Source organism: Pseudomonas sp. 20-5 (genome assembly GCF_056782835.1).
On record NZ_CM165584.1, the window covers coordinates 5,974,448 to 5,989,603 of the forward strand.

At 65.4% G+C, this 15,156-nt stretch carries 15 protein-coding genes; 3 read left to right on the plus strand and 12 right to left on the minus strand.

The annotated features are described in order from the left end of the window. Position 1: 1 nt before the first annotated feature. Together AC1RB9_RS27535 and AC1RB9_RS27540 are read right to left on the minus strand one after the other, a co-directional pair. Positions 2-580: a mechanosensitive ion channel family protein gene (locus AC1RB9_RS27535; RefSeq protein ID WP_003457815.1), complete on the minus strand. Its 579-nt coding sequence runs from the start codon at positions 578-580 to the stop codon at positions 2-4. Then, positions 580-2,496 (minus strand): ATP-binding cassette domain-containing protein, encoded by a 1,917-nt coding sequence (locus tag AC1RB9_RS27540; protein ID WP_003457818.1) that lies wholly within the window; start codon positions 2,494-2,496, stop codon positions 580-582. Before AC1RB9_RS27540 ends, AC1RB9_RS27535 begins: the two co-directional genes overlap by 1 nt. A gap of 45 nt (positions 2,497-2,541) precedes the next feature. Here AC1RB9_RS27540 and AC1RB9_RS27545 point away from each other — a divergent pair, with 45 nt between their 5' ends. Further along, entirely contained in the window at positions 2,542-3,021 is a 480-nt protein-coding gene (locus tag AC1RB9_RS27545) for a TIGR02444 family protein (protein WP_003099227.1), read from the plus strand. Here AC1RB9_RS27545 and algP read toward each other — a convergent pair. After that, positions 3,018-4,076, minus strand: a complete 1,059-nt coding sequence (gene algP / locus AC1RB9_RS27550) for an alginate regulator AlgP (RefSeq protein ID WP_003457820.1) — start codon at positions 4,074-4,076, stop codon at positions 3,018-3,020. The two genes, AC1RB9_RS27545 and algP, sit on opposite strands and share 4 nt — an antisense overlap. Before the next feature lie 125 nt (positions 4,077-4,201). Between algP and AC1RB9_RS27555 the strand changes: the two genes are divergently transcribed. Then, positions 4,202-4,831, plus strand: coding sequence for an FKBP-type peptidyl-prolyl cis-trans isomerase (locus AC1RB9_RS27555; RefSeq protein ID WP_003099229.1), 630 nt, complete (start codon positions 4,202-4,204; stop codon positions 4,829-4,831). A 61-nt stretch (positions 4,832-4,892) separates the two neighbouring features. Here the strand turns inward: AC1RB9_RS27555 and rsd are convergent, their stop codons facing one another. The 8 genes from rsd to algZ all read right to left on the minus strand — a co-directional run bounded on the left by rsd (position 4,893) and on the right by algZ (position 12,347). Continuing rightward, positions 4,893-5,375 (minus strand): sigma D regulator, encoded by a 483-nt coding sequence (gene rsd, locus AC1RB9_RS27560; protein ID WP_003120370.1) that lies wholly within the window; start codon positions 5,373-5,375, stop codon positions 4,893-4,895. Between the two features lie 279 nt (positions 5,376-5,654). Beyond that, positions 5,655-6,146, minus strand: coding sequence for a disulfide bond formation protein B (locus AC1RB9_RS27565; RefSeq protein ID WP_003099230.1), 492 nt, complete (start codon positions 6,144-6,146; stop codon positions 5,655-5,657). A 179-nt stretch (positions 6,147-6,325) separates the two neighbouring features. Continuing rightward, positions 6,326-7,564 (minus strand): heme biosynthesis protein HemY, encoded by a 1,239-nt coding sequence (locus tag AC1RB9_RS27570; RefSeq protein ID WP_003096390.1) that lies wholly within the window; start codon positions 7,562-7,564, stop codon positions 6,326-6,328. Next, positions 7,561-8,691, minus strand: coding sequence for a uroporphyrinogen-III C-methyltransferase (locus AC1RB9_RS27575; RefSeq protein ID WP_033873875.1), 1,131 nt, complete (start codon positions 8,689-8,691; stop codon positions 7,561-7,563). Before AC1RB9_RS27575 ends, AC1RB9_RS27570 begins: the two co-directional genes overlap by 4 nt. A 26-nt stretch (positions 8,692-8,717) precedes the next feature. Further along, complete coding sequence (locus AC1RB9_RS27580; protein WP_003114032.1) at positions 8,718-9,473, minus strand: uroporphyrinogen-III synthase; 756 nt, start codon at positions 9,471-9,473, stop codon at positions 8,718-8,720. Next, positions 9,470-10,411: a hydroxymethylbilane synthase gene (hemC, locus tag AC1RB9_RS27585; protein ID WP_003114031.1), complete on the minus strand. Its 942-nt coding sequence runs from the start codon at positions 10,409-10,411 to the stop codon at positions 9,470-9,472. Before hemC ends, AC1RB9_RS27580 begins: the two co-directional genes overlap by 4 nt. 108 nt (positions 10,412-10,519) lie before the next feature. Further along, positions 10,520-11,266: an alginate biosynthesis regulator AlgR gene (gene algR / locus AC1RB9_RS27590; protein ID WP_003096397.1), complete on the minus strand. Its 747-nt coding sequence runs from the start codon at positions 11,264-11,266 to the stop codon at positions 10,520-10,522. Between the two features lie 4 nt (positions 11,267-11,270). Continuing rightward, a complete protein-coding gene (gene algZ / locus AC1RB9_RS27595; protein ID WP_003096404.1) occupies positions 11,271-12,347 on the minus strand; it encodes an alginate biosynthesis two-component system sensor histidine kinase AlgZ in 1,077 nt (358 codons plus the stop codon). A gap of 224 nt (positions 12,348-12,571) precedes the next feature. Here algZ and argH point away from each other — a divergent pair, with 224 nt between their 5' ends. Beyond that, positions 12,572-13,966 carry an argininosuccinate lyase gene (gene argH / locus AC1RB9_RS27600; RefSeq protein WP_003114030.1) on the plus strand — a complete coding sequence of 465 codons (1,395 nt, stop codon included), beginning with the start codon at positions 12,572-12,574 and terminating at the stop codon, positions 13,964-13,966. 143 nt (positions 13,967-14,109) lie between these two features. Here argH and AC1RB9_RS27605 read toward each other — a convergent pair whose 3' ends face one another. Then, positions 14,110-14,733 (minus strand): hypothetical protein, encoded by a 624-nt coding sequence (locus AC1RB9_RS27605; protein WP_003099240.1) that lies wholly within the window; start codon positions 14,731-14,733, stop codon positions 14,110-14,112. Positions 14,734-15,156: the final 423 nt, after the last annotated feature.

A 15,156-nucleotide genomic window follows, 5' to 3' on the forward strand; every position in this document is an offset into this window, starting at 1 on the left:
GTTATGTCCCGTTTTTTGTTGGAGTTGAAAAACCTGGCCCACGCCAGCGACGCACGGCTTTCTGGAAGAACAGGCTGTTGGGAACCTGCAGCAGCGGGCCCGGCGAGCCATCCTCGAGGGTTTCTTCCAGTGTCGTATACAAGAGATTGATGGCAACCACGCGTCCGGTGACGCCCGGTTTGTCGGCGCTATCGATCAGCTCCACGCGGTCGCCGATGCGGAACGGCCCGACGGTGAAGATCAGCAACGCACAGAACAGGTTGGAGAGCACGCTCCAGATGGCGAAGAAGGCTACCGCCGCCACCGCGGCGAAACCGGTCAGCGCGGTCCACAGCACTTCGGCCGACACGCCCAGGCGCTCCAGCACCATGATCAGTGCGCTGACCATGATCAGCCAGCGCAGGCCCCCACGCAGCGGCAGGAGCAGCTCCGGCGGCACCGGATAACGCTCGCCGATACGGGTCACCGTGCGTCGGACCAGGCGCTGTAGCAGCCAGGCGACCAGCAGGATGAGCAGGATCTGCAGCGCCACCACCAGCGGCCCGCTCCAGGTCTGCGTCAACACCTGCAAGTCTTCCATCACTCACTGGCCTCTAGTTCTTTCTGCAGGGCTTCGAGGGTTTCCAGGGCCTCCAGCCAACGTTCCTCCAGCTCGCCTTCGCGAACCTTCAGGCTCGATTGTTCGGACAGCAACTCGCGCAATTCGTCCTTTCGCGATACGTCGTACAGGGCGCTGTCGCCCAGCCGCGCCTCGATAGCGGCTAGCTTTTCGTGCAGGCCGCCGAGTTCGCGCTCCAGCTTGTCGGCCTCGCGCTTGTGCGGCGCCAGCTGCTGGCGCAGCGCGGCCGCTGCCTGGCGCTGGGCGCGCTTGTCGGTGCGTTCGGTCGGCGCACCCGGCGCGGTCTCGGCCTGCGGCGCCTTGCGCGCGCGATAGTCGACCAGCCAACGGGCGTAATCGTCGAGATCGCCATCGAACGGCACCACGCGCCCATCGGCGACCAGGAGGAATTCATCGGTGGTGCTTTTGAGCAGGTGCCGGTCGTGGGAAACTACCAGGACCGCCCCGGAAAACTCCTGTAGAGCCATGGTCAAGGCCAGGCGCATTTCCAGGTCGAGGTGGTTGGTCGGCTCGTCGAGCAGCAGCAGGTTGGGCTTCTGCCAGGCGATCAGCGCCAGGGCCAGGCGCGCTTTCTCGCCACCGGAGAAGTTCAATACCGGCTCGTCCACCCGAACGCCGCGGAAGTCGAAGCCGCCGAGGAAGTCCTTGAGGGTCTGTTCGCGCTCGCCGGGGGCGATACGCTGCAGATGTAGCAACGGGCTGGCCTGTGGATCCAGCGAATCGAGCTGGTGCTGGGCGAAGTACCCGATGGCCAGGTTCTCGCCGCGCAGCAGGCGGCCGCCCAGCTCGGGCAGGTCCCCGGCCAGGGTCTTGATCAGCGTCGACTTGCCGGCGCCGTTGGGACCGAGCAGGCCGATCCGCGCACCGGGCACTAGTTGCAGCTTGACCTTCTCCAGCACCGCCTTGTCGCCATAGCCGAGACGGCCTTCGCCGAGATCCAGCAACGGCCGGGAGATCTTGTCCGACTCGCGGAAACTGAAATTGAACGGCGAATCGACATGTGCCGGCGCCAGTTCCTCTAGACGCTCCAGCGCCTTGATCCGGCTCTGCGCCTGGCGCGCCTTGGTGGCCTTGGCCTTGAAGCGGGCGATGAAGCTTTCCATGTGCGCACGCTGCGCCTGCTGTTTCTCGTAGGCCTGCTGTTGCTGAGCCAGCCGCTCGGCGCGGGTCCGCTCGAAAGCGGAATAGCCGCCGCGGTAGAGGGTCAGCTTGCGGCTTTCCAGATGCACCACGTGGTCCACCACCGCATCGAGGAAGTCGCGGTCGTGGGAGATCAGCACCAGAGTGCCGGGATAACCCTTGAGCCACTCTTCCAGCCAGAGGATGGCGTCCAGGTCGAGGTGGTTGGTCGGTTCGTCGAGCAACAGCAGGTCGGACGGGCACATCAGCGCCTGCGCCAGGTTCAGGCGCATCCTCCAACCACCGGAGAAATCACCGACCCGGCGCTCCATCTGCTCGCTGCTGAAGCCGAGCCCGGCCAGCAGCTTGCGCGCCCGTGCATCGGCGGTATAACCGTCGGCGTTGTCCAGCTCGGTATGCAGGCGCGCCAGGGCAGAACCGTCGTGCGCCGCTTCGGCGACGGCCAGCGCCGCCTGGATCTCGCGCAGGCGACTGTCGCCGTCGAGCACGTAATCCACCGCCAGGCGATCCAGGGTATCGACCTCCTGGCGCATGTGCGCGATGCGCCAGTCGGCGGGCAACAGGCAGTCGCCGGCATCCTGCCCGAGCTGGCCGCGCAACAGCGCGAACAAGCTGGACTTGCCAGCGCCATTGGCCCCGATGAGACCGGCTTTCTGGCCGGCGTGCAGGGTCAGTTCAGCAGCTTCCAGGAGGCGCTGCGGCCCGCGCTGTAGCGTAAGATTGAGGAGTCGGATCATGGCGGCGGAGTTTATCAGTTTCGCCCTTGCGGAGCGTGAGGCTGTATGACTGGAAATGTCTGGAAATTCGCGGTGGACGTCTATGCCCGGCCGGGCGTGGAAACGGCTTGCCTCGCGCTTCAGGAGCAAGGTGCGGACGTCTGCCTGTTGCTGGTCGCCGCCTGGCTTGGCAGGCGCGGTGTGAGCTGCTCGAAAGAACGCGCCCAGATCCTGGAGAACGCCGCGCGTCCCTGGCGCGAAACGGTCATCGAACCCCTGCGCAGATTGCGTTGCGCCTGGCGCGAAGCGGCAACCCACGACGCCTGCCTGGCCGAACTCCGCGAGGAAATGAAGGCCCAGGAACTACGAGCGGAACGGGAACACCTGCAACGCCTGGCCGACCTGGCCACAGCCTGGCTGGAGGGCCAGGAAGCGAATCGCAGTGCGGATGCCTGGCTGCAAGCCTGCAGCCGGGACATCTGCACGGAAGCAGAGCGCCGGGCTTTGCTGGTGCTTGGCTCGGCGGCTTTGCAGACAGCGCCTTAGGAGGCGCTGGTCGGGGCGGCGCCGTTACTGCCCGCGGCAGGCGTTGGCGAAGCAGCGCTGGAGGCGGCTGCCGGGGCGCTGGGAGTCGCCGCAGGCTTCGCAGCAGGAGCGGTGGCGGGCTTGGCTGCGGCAGGTTTCGCGGCTACGGGTTTCGCCGCAGGCTTGGCCGCCGGTTTCGCCGCAGGCTTCGCAGCCGGCTTGGCTGCAGGCTTCGCGGCCGCGGGTTTCGCCACAGGCTTGGCCGCCGGTTTCGCCGCCGGTTTCGCCGCAGGCTTCGCAGCTGGCTTGGCTGCGGGCTTCGCGGCTGCGGTTTTCGCCGCGGGCTTGGCCGTCGGTTTCGCGACAGGCTTCGCCGCCGGCTTGGCGGCGGGCTTCGCGGCTGCGGTTTTCGCCGCAGGCTTGGCCGCCGGTTTCGCCACAGGCTTCGCCGCCGGCTTGACTGCGGGCTTCGCGGCTGCGGTTTTCGCCGCGGGCTTGGCCGCCGGTTTCGCAGCAGGCTTCGCCGTCGGCTTGGCTGCGGGCTTCGCTGCCGCGGTTTTCGCCGCAGGCTTGGCCGCCGGTTTCGCAGCCGGCTTGGCCGCAGGCTTCGCCGCTACGGTTTTCACCGCAGGCTTGGCTGCCGCCTTCGCAGCAGGTTTGGTCGCGGGTTTCGCCTTGCGGCTCTCCAAAGCCTTGCCAGCAGCTTCCTTCACCTTGCCGACACCCTGCGCCAGCTTGAGGCTTTCCTGTACGTCACGCTTGAGGCCGACGATGTAGGTACGGGTGTCCGCCTGCCGGGCCTTCAGGGTATCCAACGCTTCTTCCAGGTCGCTGATGGTCTCGCGCGCCTTGGCCTGTGCCTTGGTCTTGCCGGCCTTGGCAGCATCCTGCAGCTTGGTGCGAGCCTTGTGCAGTTTTTCCTGGGCTTTGCCACGTTGCTTTTCAAGTTTGGCCAGGAGCTTTTCCGAATCGACCAGCGCTTGTTTGCACGCACCTTCCAGGTGCTCGACAAGGCTGTGGGAAAGTTGCTGCAACAGGTGCAAGGGGGTGGTGACGGGCTTCTTGTTGGCCGACATGACGTGCCTCCAGGCGGACGTGGTTGCGCCCATACTAGACCCGCACACCCCCTCTCGCCAACGGGTTCGATGTGCTACAAGCGACGTGCGCCAGGATTGCCCGCCGATTCGTTTGGAGAAACCGCATGCCGCGCCGCCTTTTCATCGGTCTTTTTCTACTGCCGCTGCCGCTTTTCGCCGCGCCTCCCAAGGACGAACTGGCCTATGCCGTAGGCGCCCGCCTGGGCATGCGCCTACAGCAGGAAATGCCCGGCCTAGAGCTATCCGAGCTACTTCTCGGACTGCGCCAGGCCTATCGCGGCGAGGCACTTGAAATCCCCCCCGAACGCATCGAACAACTTCTGCTGCAACACGAGAACGCCACGACGGAAACACCGCGGACCACACCCGCCGAGGCCCGCTTCCTGGCCAACGAAAAAGCCCGCTTCGGCGTCCGCGAATTGACCGGCGGCGTCCTCGTCAGCGAATTACGTCGTGGCCAAGGTAACGGCATCGGCGCGGCAACCCAGGTACACGTCCGTTACCGCGGCCTGCTTGCCGACGGTCAAGTGTTCGACCAGAGCGAAAGCGCCGAGTGGTTCGCCCTGGACAGTGTGATAGAGGGATGGCGCACAGCGTTGCGAGCGATGCCTGTCGGCGCGCGCTGGCGAGTGGTGATTCCTTCGGCGCAAGCCTATGGCCACGAAGGCGCTGGCGACCTGATCCCGCCCGACGCTCCGCTGGTCTTCGAGATCGACCTGCTGGGCTTCCGCTGAAATGCAAAAACGGCGCTCTCCCGCATGGAGACGCGCCGTTTCGTAACGACTCGCCGGTGAATCAGACCGGTACTGCCGAACCCTCTGCGCCGCTCTGGCTGTGAGCGTTGTGCAGGACTTCGATGAGGCAGTCCTCCAGCTCGAAGCGTTCGTGCAACTGTTGCCGCAAGACCTTCAGCTCCGCAATGAGGCAGGCTCCTTCACGGCAATCGCCGTTGTCGCAGCGGTCGTTGAAGTTCAGCGCGGATTCGGTGATGGCTTCCAGCCGGGGGAAGATCTGCTTGGCCAGCTCCAGGCCGCGCTGATCGCCGAAGGCCTTGCCTTCCGCCGTCAATTGCTCGTAAACCTCGAAGTGTCCGGCAGATACGTAGTCCAGCAGCAATTGGCAAAAATGCTGGAGTTCTTCGGCGTTGGGCGCCGGTGCCTGAATACCGCTCAGGGCATCGAAGGCCTGCACCAGTTGCTGGCGCTCATGCAGCCAGCGATCGATCAGTTGGTGCACGCCCCCCCACCGCTCTTGGGCATTACGGCAGCTTTCGAGCATGTTGTCCTCGCTTCCCTCTTCGGACGTCCCGGAGAATCATCGTCCGCTCCGAGACGCATTGCTGACGCACTCTCTGCGCTCTGTGGGAGAACGCCTGTGCAAGGGGCGGACTCCGGCGCTACGGAAAGCCAGATTATGCCCCCCGGATGACCCCATCAAGACGCCCGTACAGAAAAATTCATACGGATGTTTGATCGGTATCCCGCATCCGCTCTGGTTTTCGCCAAATCGATACGGCCGACGCTCGAGAGCTGACGAAAGACCACGGGACAGCCCGCGTCAGGCACGTCGGAGGAACTGCACGATGGAGAAGCCGAGATAGGCAACGAACGCCAGCAGGCTCCATTCCGGAATGCTCAGGGTGAATAGCGTCCAGCTCACCTGGGCACAATCCGCGGTGCCATGCAGGACCAGGCGGATCACTTCCTGGAAGGGAAGCGCCTGCATCATGTAGTCGAGGCTGGGCAGGCAGGCCGGCAGTTGGTCCAGCGGAACGGTCTGCAACCATACCTGGCGGGCGGCCGTGGCCCCGCCGCCGAGAGCGAGCAGGAACACCAGCACGGAGTAGATACGCCGCCCACGCAGGCCGGGCCCCTGGATCGCGCCAGCAAGGCAGGTCAGGCCGATCAGGATGAAGAAGATCCGCTGCACGACGCACAGCGGGCAGGCCTCCAGGCCAACCACATGTTCCAGGTACAGCGCCCCGCCCATGATGGCGACGCAGGCCAGGAACGCGAGAAGGAAAAGCTGACGGGGGCTGGCCAGGGGCATGGCGGATCCACAGGTACACAGGGGAAAGGCCGCCTACGGTAGTGGAAAGCCTCCGGCCGTTTCAAGCCGCAAGGCAGCTCTGCGGCAAGACATCCCGAATCATGCCGGGCGCCCGCGACAAGCCGCCACAGTCCTGCCGATGGAGCCGAACGGGGAACGCCGGGTGGCGTTCCCCATGCTCAAATGCCCGCCACCACCACGGGCAGCCCCGGAGTACGCCGATCGAGCAGGACCAGGCCCTCCTGGAACAACTGGTTGCTGCGCTCGACCTCGCCGAGCTGCGCCAGCAGGCGGCCCAGCTCGGCGCAGGTCTCGGCACTGCGCTGGAAGCTCAGGCTGGCCTCCAGGTATTCCCGGGCCTTGCCCCAGAGCTTGTTGATCAGGCACAGGCGCCCCAGGGTCAGCAGCAGGCCGGGATCGTTCGGGTGTTCCTTGAGCCAACCTTCCGCGGCCTGCAATTGCTTGCCCGGATCGCGCCCGCGCACTTGCCCGTAGAGTTGCACCAGGGTCGCGTCGAAGCCTTGCTTGAGCGCATGGCGGAGGACTTCTTCAGCCTCTTCCTCGGCGCCCAGGCGAAGCAGTTGGGCGGCATAGCCCGCGACGATCGCCGGGTCTGCACGCAGCGCCGAAGGCACGTTCTGCCAGCGCTGGGTCAGCGGCTGCAACGCCGTCTCGCCCTCGTTCAGTCCACGCTCGCCGGCTTCCTGCAAGGAAGCCACCCAGGCACGGCGTTCGAGGTCGCGCAGTTCGGAATCCTTCAGCACACGCTCCTTGCGCAGCTCCGGCAGCAGGACGCAAAGGGCCTGCCAGTCGTGCTGGGTGACGTACAGCTGCTGCATCAGCCGCAATACCGTGCGGTGCTGCGGCTGGAGCCCGTGCAGCTCTTCGAGGGTATTGCGTGCCTGCGGGTAGTCGCCGCGATTGATCAGCAGTTGCGCACGGGTCAGGCCGACCAGCAATTGGGCATCCGGCTCGCGCTCGCGAGCCCGGTTCAGCAGGTCGTCGGCCTCGTCGTAGCGCTCGAGTTCGTTGGCGGCCCGCGCCGCGCCGAGGTAATGCATCAGCGGCCGCTCGCCCATCTCCGCAGCCCGCCGCAAATGACGCAGCGCCTGCGGCCAGTTGCCTTCGCCGAGATCGCGCAGGCCGCTGTGCTCGGCCATCTGCACGCGACGCCGGCGGTTGTAGCGCGACCAGGGGTTGACCACCCGCCCCGAGCTGCCGAGCAGGCGCAGGACCAGGCGCACCAGCACCACCAGCAGCCAGACCACCGCCAGCAGGGCGAGGAACGACCACAGGCTGGATTCGTAACGGAAGCTCTTGTAGGCGATCAGCACATAGCCGGCCTGCTCGGAGATCGCCAGCCCAACCAGCGTGGCGACCAGCACCACCGCCAGAACCAGGAGGTAGATGCGTCTCATGGACGGCCCTCCGTGGCCGGAGCCGCCTGCGCCTCAGGCACCAGGTTGCCGGCGGCCTCGCGGCGCGACACGTAGGACTGCAAGGCGCTCAGGGCCGGTGCGAGGTCAGGGACCTGCACGGTGACCGGCTGCTTCGCCAACTCATCGATACGCAACTTCAACGCGCGGCTGTCGGCCAGCTCTACGTTGAAATAGCCGTCCAGCACTTCCTGGGCCTGCTTCAGCGCCTGCTCGTAGACTTGCTGCTTGCCATTCAGCGCCGCCCACTGGGCTTGCTCCAGGGCCAGGCCGATGGTCAGGCGCACCTGCGCCAATTGCTCGCCGGCCAGCAGCGGACGAATGTCCTGGCCGGCATTGAAGTCGATGCGGATGTAGCGCGAGATCTTCTCCCACCACAGCTCCCAGGTGCTGTTGCCGTCGCCCCAGGCGACATTGCTGGCACCGCTTTCGCCTTCCTTGAAGGTCGGCGTGAGCGGTTGCAACTGGTTGACCTGCTCGCGCAACGCCGCCAGTTGCACGAACAGCCCAGTACGGTCCGGCTCCGGCAACGCACGCAGGGCCTCGAGGCTGGCCGCCAACTTGGCGCGGGCGGCATAGGCGCCGGGATCGTTCTGCGCGCGCAGGATGTCATCGGCGCCCTGCACCAGCTCGGTGGCGCTACCCACGTCCTGCAAGGCGGACAGGCGCAGGCTGGCCAGGCGCACCAGGTGTTCGGCCTCGGCCAGTCGCCATTGCTGGCGGCTCTGGCCGAGGACCTTCTTCAGTTGCTCGCTGAGATGCTGCTGGTCGCCCTGCAGCTCCACCACAAGGCGTCGCCGGGCCTCCAGTTCGTCCGCGGTAGGCAAAGCGTCCAGGCGGGCAGCCAGTTGCTGGTTACGCTGGGCCAGGGATTCGGTCTTGCCACGGGCATCTTCCAGCTGCGCCAGCTGGTCACGCTCGGTGCCCTGCAACTGCTGGACCTGCCAGAAGCTCCAGCCACCCGCGCCGAGTCCCGCCACGCCAACCAGCAGGGCGAGCAACGCCAGGCCGGTGGCGGTACCGGAACGCCTGGATGCATCGGGTGCAACGGGAGAAGGGGTGGAAGTGGAAGTTCTTGCGTCGTCTTGGGGAGTGACTGCTTCGCTCACAGGTCCATCCTTTGGTCAAGAAAGTTCTAGGCGGCGCTCGTCAGGGCCGCCAGCAAGGCCGGCGCGCTCGCGCCCCGGCAATCAATCACCCGTTGCGCACCCAGTTCGCGCGCCATCTCGGCGACCCGCGGGCTGGGTACGAACAGCGGCAACCGGCCTATCTCGGGCCAATCGGCTGCCGCCAACTGATACAGATTTTGCAAACCCTGTCCACTGCTGACCACCAGGCCGTTCAGGCGTTCCGCCCGCACCCTTGCCAGCAGCTCTCCGGCCGGATAGTCCGGAGCCCGGCGCCGGTAGAGTGGCAGGTAGTCCACCTGCACGCCTTGGCCGCGCAGGCGCTCGGCGAGGAATTCTCGGCCACCTTCGCCGCGCATGATCAGCACTTTCGGATCGTGCACGCGCAGGGAATCCTGGAACGCCGGCAGCGCCAGCAACGCTTCGCTGTCGTCGCCCTGTTCAGGGTAGGTTACGTCGAGGCCGTAGGCCTCGAGGATCGCCGCGGTCGCCGCGCCGACGCTGCACCAGGTCTGCTGCGGCGGCTGCGGCCAGTAGCGGTCGAGCCGCTCCAGCCCCAGGCGCGCCGCCGGCTTGCTGACCACCACCACCGCGCAGTAGCGGTCCAGGTCGAGCATCAGCGTACGCTGCTCCGGGGTTTCTTCCAGCGGATCGATCGCCAACAGCGGCAGGCTGCTGCTATGGACGCCCGCCTCGCCGAGGCTGGCGGCCAGGGCCGCGCACTCCTCGTCGGGGCGCGTCAGCAGGAGCCGCCAGCCGCTCACGGATGTCCGGCCTCGCCGTAGACGGCTTCGAGAATCGCTTCGGCGCCCTGCTCCAGCAGGTCCTCGGCCACCCGCACGCCCAGCGCCTCGGCTTCCGCCAGTGGCGCCCGCCCCTCGGCGCGCAGCAACTGGGTGCCATCAGGCTGGCCGACCAGGCCGCGCAGCCACAGTTGGTCGCCCTCGCGGATGGCGTAGCAGGCGATCGGCACCTGGCAACCGCCGTTGAGCCGCTTGTTCAGCGCGCGCTCGGCAGTGACCCGCAGAGCCGTGTCGGTATGGTGCAAGGGTTCCAGCAAGGCATGCAGGTCGCTGTCGGCCGTACGGCATTCGATGCCGACGGCGCCTTGTCCGCCGGCGGGCAGGCTGTCGTCGACACTGATCGAGGAGCGGATGCGCGACTCGAAGCCGAGGCGGATCAGGCCGGCGGCGGCGAGGATGATCGCGTCGTATTCGCCGGCATCCAGCTTGGCCAGGCGGGTATTGACGTTGCCTCGCAGGAAACGGATCTGCAGGTCCGGCCGGCGCGCCAGCAGCTGCGCCTGGCGGCGCAGGCTGGAGGTGCCGACCACGCTGCCGGCTGGCAGTTGCTCGAGGCTGGCGTAGGTGTTCGAGACGAAAGCGTCACGCGGGTCTTCGCGCTCGCAGATGGTGTAGAGGCCGAGCCCCTCGGGAAAGTCCATCGGCACGTCCTTCATCGAATGCACCGCGATGTCGGCGGCGCCTTCGAGCAGGGCGGTTTCCAGTTCCTTGACGAACAGGCCCTTGCCGCCGATCTTCGCCAGCGGTGCGTCGAGCAGCTTGTCGCCGCGACTGGTCATCGGCAGCAGGGTGACGGTCAGGCCAGGATGAGCCTGCTCCAGGCGCGCCTTGACGTATTCGGCCTGCCACAAGGCGAGGGCGCTCTGGCGAGTGGCGATGCGGATTTCGCGGGACGACATGGGATATTCCGTGCACAGGGATGCGCCCATGATAACAGTTCGAACCCGAGTGCGCGGACGCTGGGCCCGATAGCCGCACCCGGGTCGCTGGCGAACCGCCGACCGCCGTCAGAGCTGATGCATCAGACGCCTGACCCCGGCCACGTGCCGCCGGCTGACGGTCAGTGCATCGCCGTCGAGGCCTTTCAGGTAGAGCTGGAAATGCCCCAGCGGCGTACGCTGCAGGCGTTCGATCCGTTCGCGGGCGACCAGCGCGTTGCGGTGGATGCGCACGAAGCGCTCGCCGAACTCGTCTTCCAGCGCCTTCAACGGCTCGTCCAGCAGCACCTCGCCCTGCGCATGGCGCAAGGTCACGTACTTGTGGTCGGCAATGAAGAAGATCACCTCTTCCAGCGGGATCAGCTCGATCCCCTTGCGGGTCCGTGCACTGATGTGGCTGCGCGGACCGCTGCCGCCGGAGGCCGGGGGCTTGGTCAGCGCGGCCAGTTGCACGCGGTTCGGTCGCGAGGCTTTCTTCAACGCCTCGGCCAGGTCTTCGCTGCGCACCGGCTTGACCAGGTAGCCCACGGCGCTGACCTGGAAGGCTTCCAGGGCGAATTCGTCATGGGCCGTGCAGAAGATCACAGCCGGCGGCGCTTCCCGCTCGCAGAGTCTGGCCGCGACCTGGAGGCCGTCCAGACCGGGCATGCGGATATCCAGCAGGACGATATCGGGCTTGAGGCTGTCGATCAGCGTCAGCGCTTCTTCGCCATTGCTGGCCGAGGGCTCGAGGACGCGATAGCCGTCCAGTTGCCCTACCAATCGGGCCAGGCGCTCTCGCGCCAGAGGTTCGTCATCGACAATCAGGACATTCATAAGCTCAGGCTTCCTGCATGAGTCGCGCACATGGATAGCGTAGACAGGTGTAGTGCCGTCCGTCACGGCGCTCGACGCTGAGACTCGCTTTAGGCCCGAAAAGTGCCCCAAGTCGTGCATCGATATTGTGTAACGCCTGTCGCGTGCCTTTCGACGGGGGCGACTCGAGCGCCTCGTCGTAGGGGTTGCTCACACATAGCTGGAACACTCCTTCACGATAAACCGCCTCGACCTGCACCAGGCCGCCTTCGACCCGCGGCTGGATGCCATAGATAAGCGCATTTTCCAGCAGCGGCTGCAAGGTCAGTTGGGGGATCGGCAGGTTGGCCGGCACCCCGTGCACCTGCCAGTCCAGTTGCAGGCGATCGCCAAGACGATACTGCTCAATGGAAAGATAGCGCCTTGCCAGCGCCAGTTCCTCCTCCCAGGAAACTAAAGTGCCGGGCTTCGCCAGGCTGGCCCGGAACAGGTCGGACAGGTCCAGCACCGCATGCTCGGCCTTCAGCGGGTCCAGTTCGATCAGGCTGGCGATGCTGTTCAGGCTGTTGAACAGGAAGTGCGGGCGAATCCGCGCCTGCAGCGATTCCAGGCGCGCCTGCAACTCGGCCTGCTGCTGCCGGCGCCACTGGCTCTGCAGGTAAAAGTAGCGCAGCACCAGGGCGGACATGATCAGCGCGATCAGCGCGTGCCGCAGATACAGATTGACCTCGCCGGCACGCGTCAGTTCTCCGCCCAGCTGATAGTGCTCGGCGACCGCCGTGCAGCCCAGGGTGAGGGCCACCACCAACAGGCAGCAGGCACTCCCCGCCAGCGCCACCGGCAGGCGTGCGAGCAATGGCCGCAGGCGGCAGAACAGCGCCGCCGAGAGCAGTACGATCCACTGCACGAACAGCGACGCCAGGGCCAGGCGCACCCAGTTGAAGCTCGGCGTCATCGGCTCCGCCAGCACCAGCACGAGCACCAGCAGCTCCGCCAGCAGCACCAGGGTGAACAGGGCTTCGGCTTCGCAGAGCTCGGGAATGAAGAAGTCGTCTTGGACGGCCGGCCGGGTCGAGCGGCCGGGCTTGAATCGGATAGGCATCGACAGAGTTTCCGCAAGGCCCGTGGCGCCCGCAAGACAGCCGCGGGCGTACGGGCGAAATAAAGCACCGAAATGCCATCTGCCGCAAAAAACCGCGAAACAGCGCTCGTTCCGGCTTCGTCGACGAGCCGCCGGTTTTTCCTCCCGGCCTGCTATCATCGTCGCACTTTGCCCGTCACGCAGGCCGCGCGGCCTGTCCGTTTCTTGTTGCAGCGAGAGATACCATGAGCGTAGAGAAGACCAACCAGTCCTGGGGCGGCCGCTTCAGCGAGCCCGTCGACGCCTTCGTCGCCCGTTTCACCGCCTCCGTCGACTTCGACAAGCGTCTCTACCGCCACGACATCATGGGTTCCATCGCCCACGCCACGATGCTGGCCAAGGTCGGCGTGCTGAGCGACGCCGAGCGCGATGCGATCGTCGACGGCCTGCAACAGATCCAGGCGGAAATCGAAGCCGGCAGCTTCGACTGGCGCGTCGACCTGGAAGACGTGCACATGAACATCGAGGCGCGCCTGACCGACCGCATCGGCGTCACCGGCAAGAAGCTCCACACCGGCCGCTCGCGCAACGACCAGGTGGCCACCGACATCCGCCTCTGGCTACGCGACGAGATCGACACCATCCTCGCCGAGATCACCCGCCTGCAGGAGGGCCTGCTGGGCCTGGCCGAAGCGGAAGCCGACACCATCATGCCCGGTTTCACCCACCTGCAGACCGCCCAGCCGGTGACCTTCGGCCACCACCTGCTGGCCTGGTTCGAGATGCTCGGCCGCGACTACGAGCGCCTGGTCGACTGCCGCAAGCGGGTCAACCGCATGCCGCTCGGCTCGGCGGCCCTGGCCGGCACCACCTACCCGATCCAGCGCGAGATCACCTGCCAGTTGCTGGGCTTCGACGCGGTTGGCGGCAACTCCCTGGACGGCGTCTCCGACCGCGACTTCGCCATCGAATTCTGCGCCGCCGCCAGCCTGGCGATGATGCACCTGTCGCGCTTCTCGGAAGAGCTGGTGCTGTGGACCAGCGCGCAGTTCCAGTTCATCGACCTGCCCGACCGCTTCTGCACCGGCTCCTCGATCATGCCGCAGAAGAAGAACCCCGACGTGCCGGAGCTGGTACGCGGCAAGTCCGGCCGGGTGTTCGGCGCCCTCACCGGCTTGCTGACCCTGATGAAGGGCCAGCCGCTGGCCTACAACAAGGACAACCAGGAAGACAAGGAACCGCTGTTCGACGCCGCCGACACCCTGCGCGATAGCCTGCGCGCCTTCGCCGACATGGTCCCGGCGATCCGGCCCCGGCGCGAGATCATGCGCGAGGCGGCACGCCGCGGTTTCTCCACCGCCACCGACCTGGCGGACTACCTGGTGCGCAAGGGCCTGCCGTTCCGCGACTGCCACGAGATCGTCGGCCACGCAGTGAAGTACGGCGTAGACAGCGGCAAGGACCTCGCCGAGATGAGCCTCGACGAACTGCGCCGCTTCAGCGAGCAGATCGACGCCGACGTCTTCGACGTGCTGACCCTGGAAGGCTCGGTCAACGCCCGCGACCATATCGGCGGCACCGCGCCGAACCAGGTCCGTGCCGCCGTCGCCCGCGGCAGAAAACTGCTGGCACAGCGCTGAAGTCGCGCCCAGTGCCCGGCAGATCTCCCTGTCCTACCCGAGACTTGATCGCACGGCGGGACAGGAACGCCCTTGTAGATCGACAGCCACTCTAGTGAAAGTCCTTCTTCGCTAACCGGTCGCAATGGCGGAATAACTCAGCATCAGTGCTCATCATTGAAATCATCGGCCCTGGGCGTGGCAAAAATGCCCTTGGCTTCCTGGCGCCGGTAATAGGCTTCGATGCTTAGCCCGGGATCGATGCGCGCCCTGACGATGCAGGGCTGCTGTTGCCAGGGATACTCATGCAGGCGTCGGTCCAGCTCCTTGCGCTCCTTGGCTGGCCAGCCCTGGTAGGTGCGCTGGCGCCAGTAATGGGGATCGCGTCCGGTATGCCGATCATGCTCGGCGGTGACCGGATCTAAGGGGCGGCTCGGCTCCAGGACCGGCAGGTCGGGCAACGGCTGGGTCACGTCCATGTAGCGTTGCAGGCAGTCCCAGAAGGCCAGGGCATTGACCTTGTCGAGACCGAGGGAGTGGACGCGGGTGGCCAGACAGACCTTGTTGTCGGTATAGCGGTGATGCAACCAGAGCGCATAGTCGTGGCTGCCGTAGCCACTGGGCAGCAATTGCAGCACCGGATCGAACTCGTCGAAGGGAGCGACGAACAGGCGGCGGAAGCGACGCTTGAAGCGGAGCATGCCGTCCAGGCGATTGAATTCACTGCCATCTTGCTTGAAGACTTTGCTGTAGAGCCAGAGGATGGCGCTGAAGCCGACTGCACCCATAAAATAAGTAGCTACGCCTATCCAAATTGCTATTTGCAAACCATTGGTTCCAAATATTGTTCCATACTGGTACAAAGCCAATGGGATTGAAAATAAAAAACCCGACATCTGAATAACGTGAAGATATTTTTTATTCGAAAGAAAGGCCACCATGGATATTACTGAAACAGCCACCACAAAGAATGAGCAAACCAAAGTGTAGAGTTGCTGTATGTCCCTCCTCCACTCTCCGGTGGCTTCTCCCATTATGCCAATTCCCAAAGCAATCCATACAAAAAAATAGCACAGCATCCTAAGCGTGAATATTATATAAGGAATTCTGCTAGAGTTCTGGAACTGCCAACGCATAGAGTTGCAATATGCCTCAGCACCTCCAACCTCTGACTTATCCTCAGCCCCGATCGAAAGCTGCCCTACAATCTC

Bases quoted from the DNA above. Each gene is read 5' to 3' on its own strand.
- AC1RB9_RS27535 (WP_003457815.1), bottom strand. From the start codon at position 580: ATGGAAGACTTGCAGGTGTTGACGCAGACCTGGAGCGGGCCGCTGGTG.
- AC1RB9_RS27540 (WP_003457818.1), bottom strand. From the start codon at position 2,496: ATGATCCGACTCCTCAATCTTACGCTACAGCGCGGGCCGCAGCGCCTC.
- AC1RB9_RS27545 (WP_003099227.1), top strand. From the start codon at position 2,542: ATGACTGGAAATGTCTGGAAATTCGCGGTGGACGTCTATGCCCGGCCG.
- algP (WP_003457820.1), bottom strand. From the start codon at position 4,076: ATGTCGGCCAACAAGAAGCCCGTCACCACCCCCTTGCACCTGTTGCAG.
- AC1RB9_RS27555 (WP_003099229.1), top strand. From the start codon at position 4,202: ATGCCGCGCCGCCTTTTCATCGGTCTTTTTCTACTGCCGCTGCCGCTT.
- rsd (WP_003120370.1), bottom strand. From the start codon at position 5,375: ATGCTCGAAAGCTGCCGTAATGCCCAAGAGCGGTGGGGGGGCGTGCAC.
- AC1RB9_RS27565 (WP_003099230.1), bottom strand. From the start codon at position 6,146: ATGCCCCTGGCCAGCCCCCGTCAGCTTTTCCTTCTCGCGTTCCTGGCC.
- AC1RB9_RS27570 (WP_003096390.1), bottom strand. From the start codon at position 7,564: ATGAGACGCATCTACCTCCTGGTTCTGGCGGTGGTGCTGGTCGCCACG.
- hemC (WP_003114031.1), bottom strand. From the start codon at position 10,411: ATGTCGTCCCGCGAAATCCGCATCGCCACTCGCCAGAGCGCCCTCGCC.
- algR (WP_003096397.1), bottom strand. From the start codon at position 11,266: ATGAATGTCCTGATTGTCGATGACGAACCTCTGGCGCGAGAGCGCCTG.
- algZ (WP_003096404.1), bottom strand. From the start codon at position 12,347: ATGCCTATCCGATTCAAGCCCGGCCGCTCGACCCGGCCGGCCGTCCAA.
- argH (WP_003114030.1), top strand. From the start codon at position 12,572: ATGAGCGTAGAGAAGACCAACCAGTCCTGGGGCGGCCGCTTCAGCGAG.
- AC1RB9_RS27605 (WP_003099240.1), bottom strand. From the start codon at position 14,733: ATGGGTGCAGTCGGCTTCAGCGCCATCCTCTGGCTCTACAGCAAAGTC.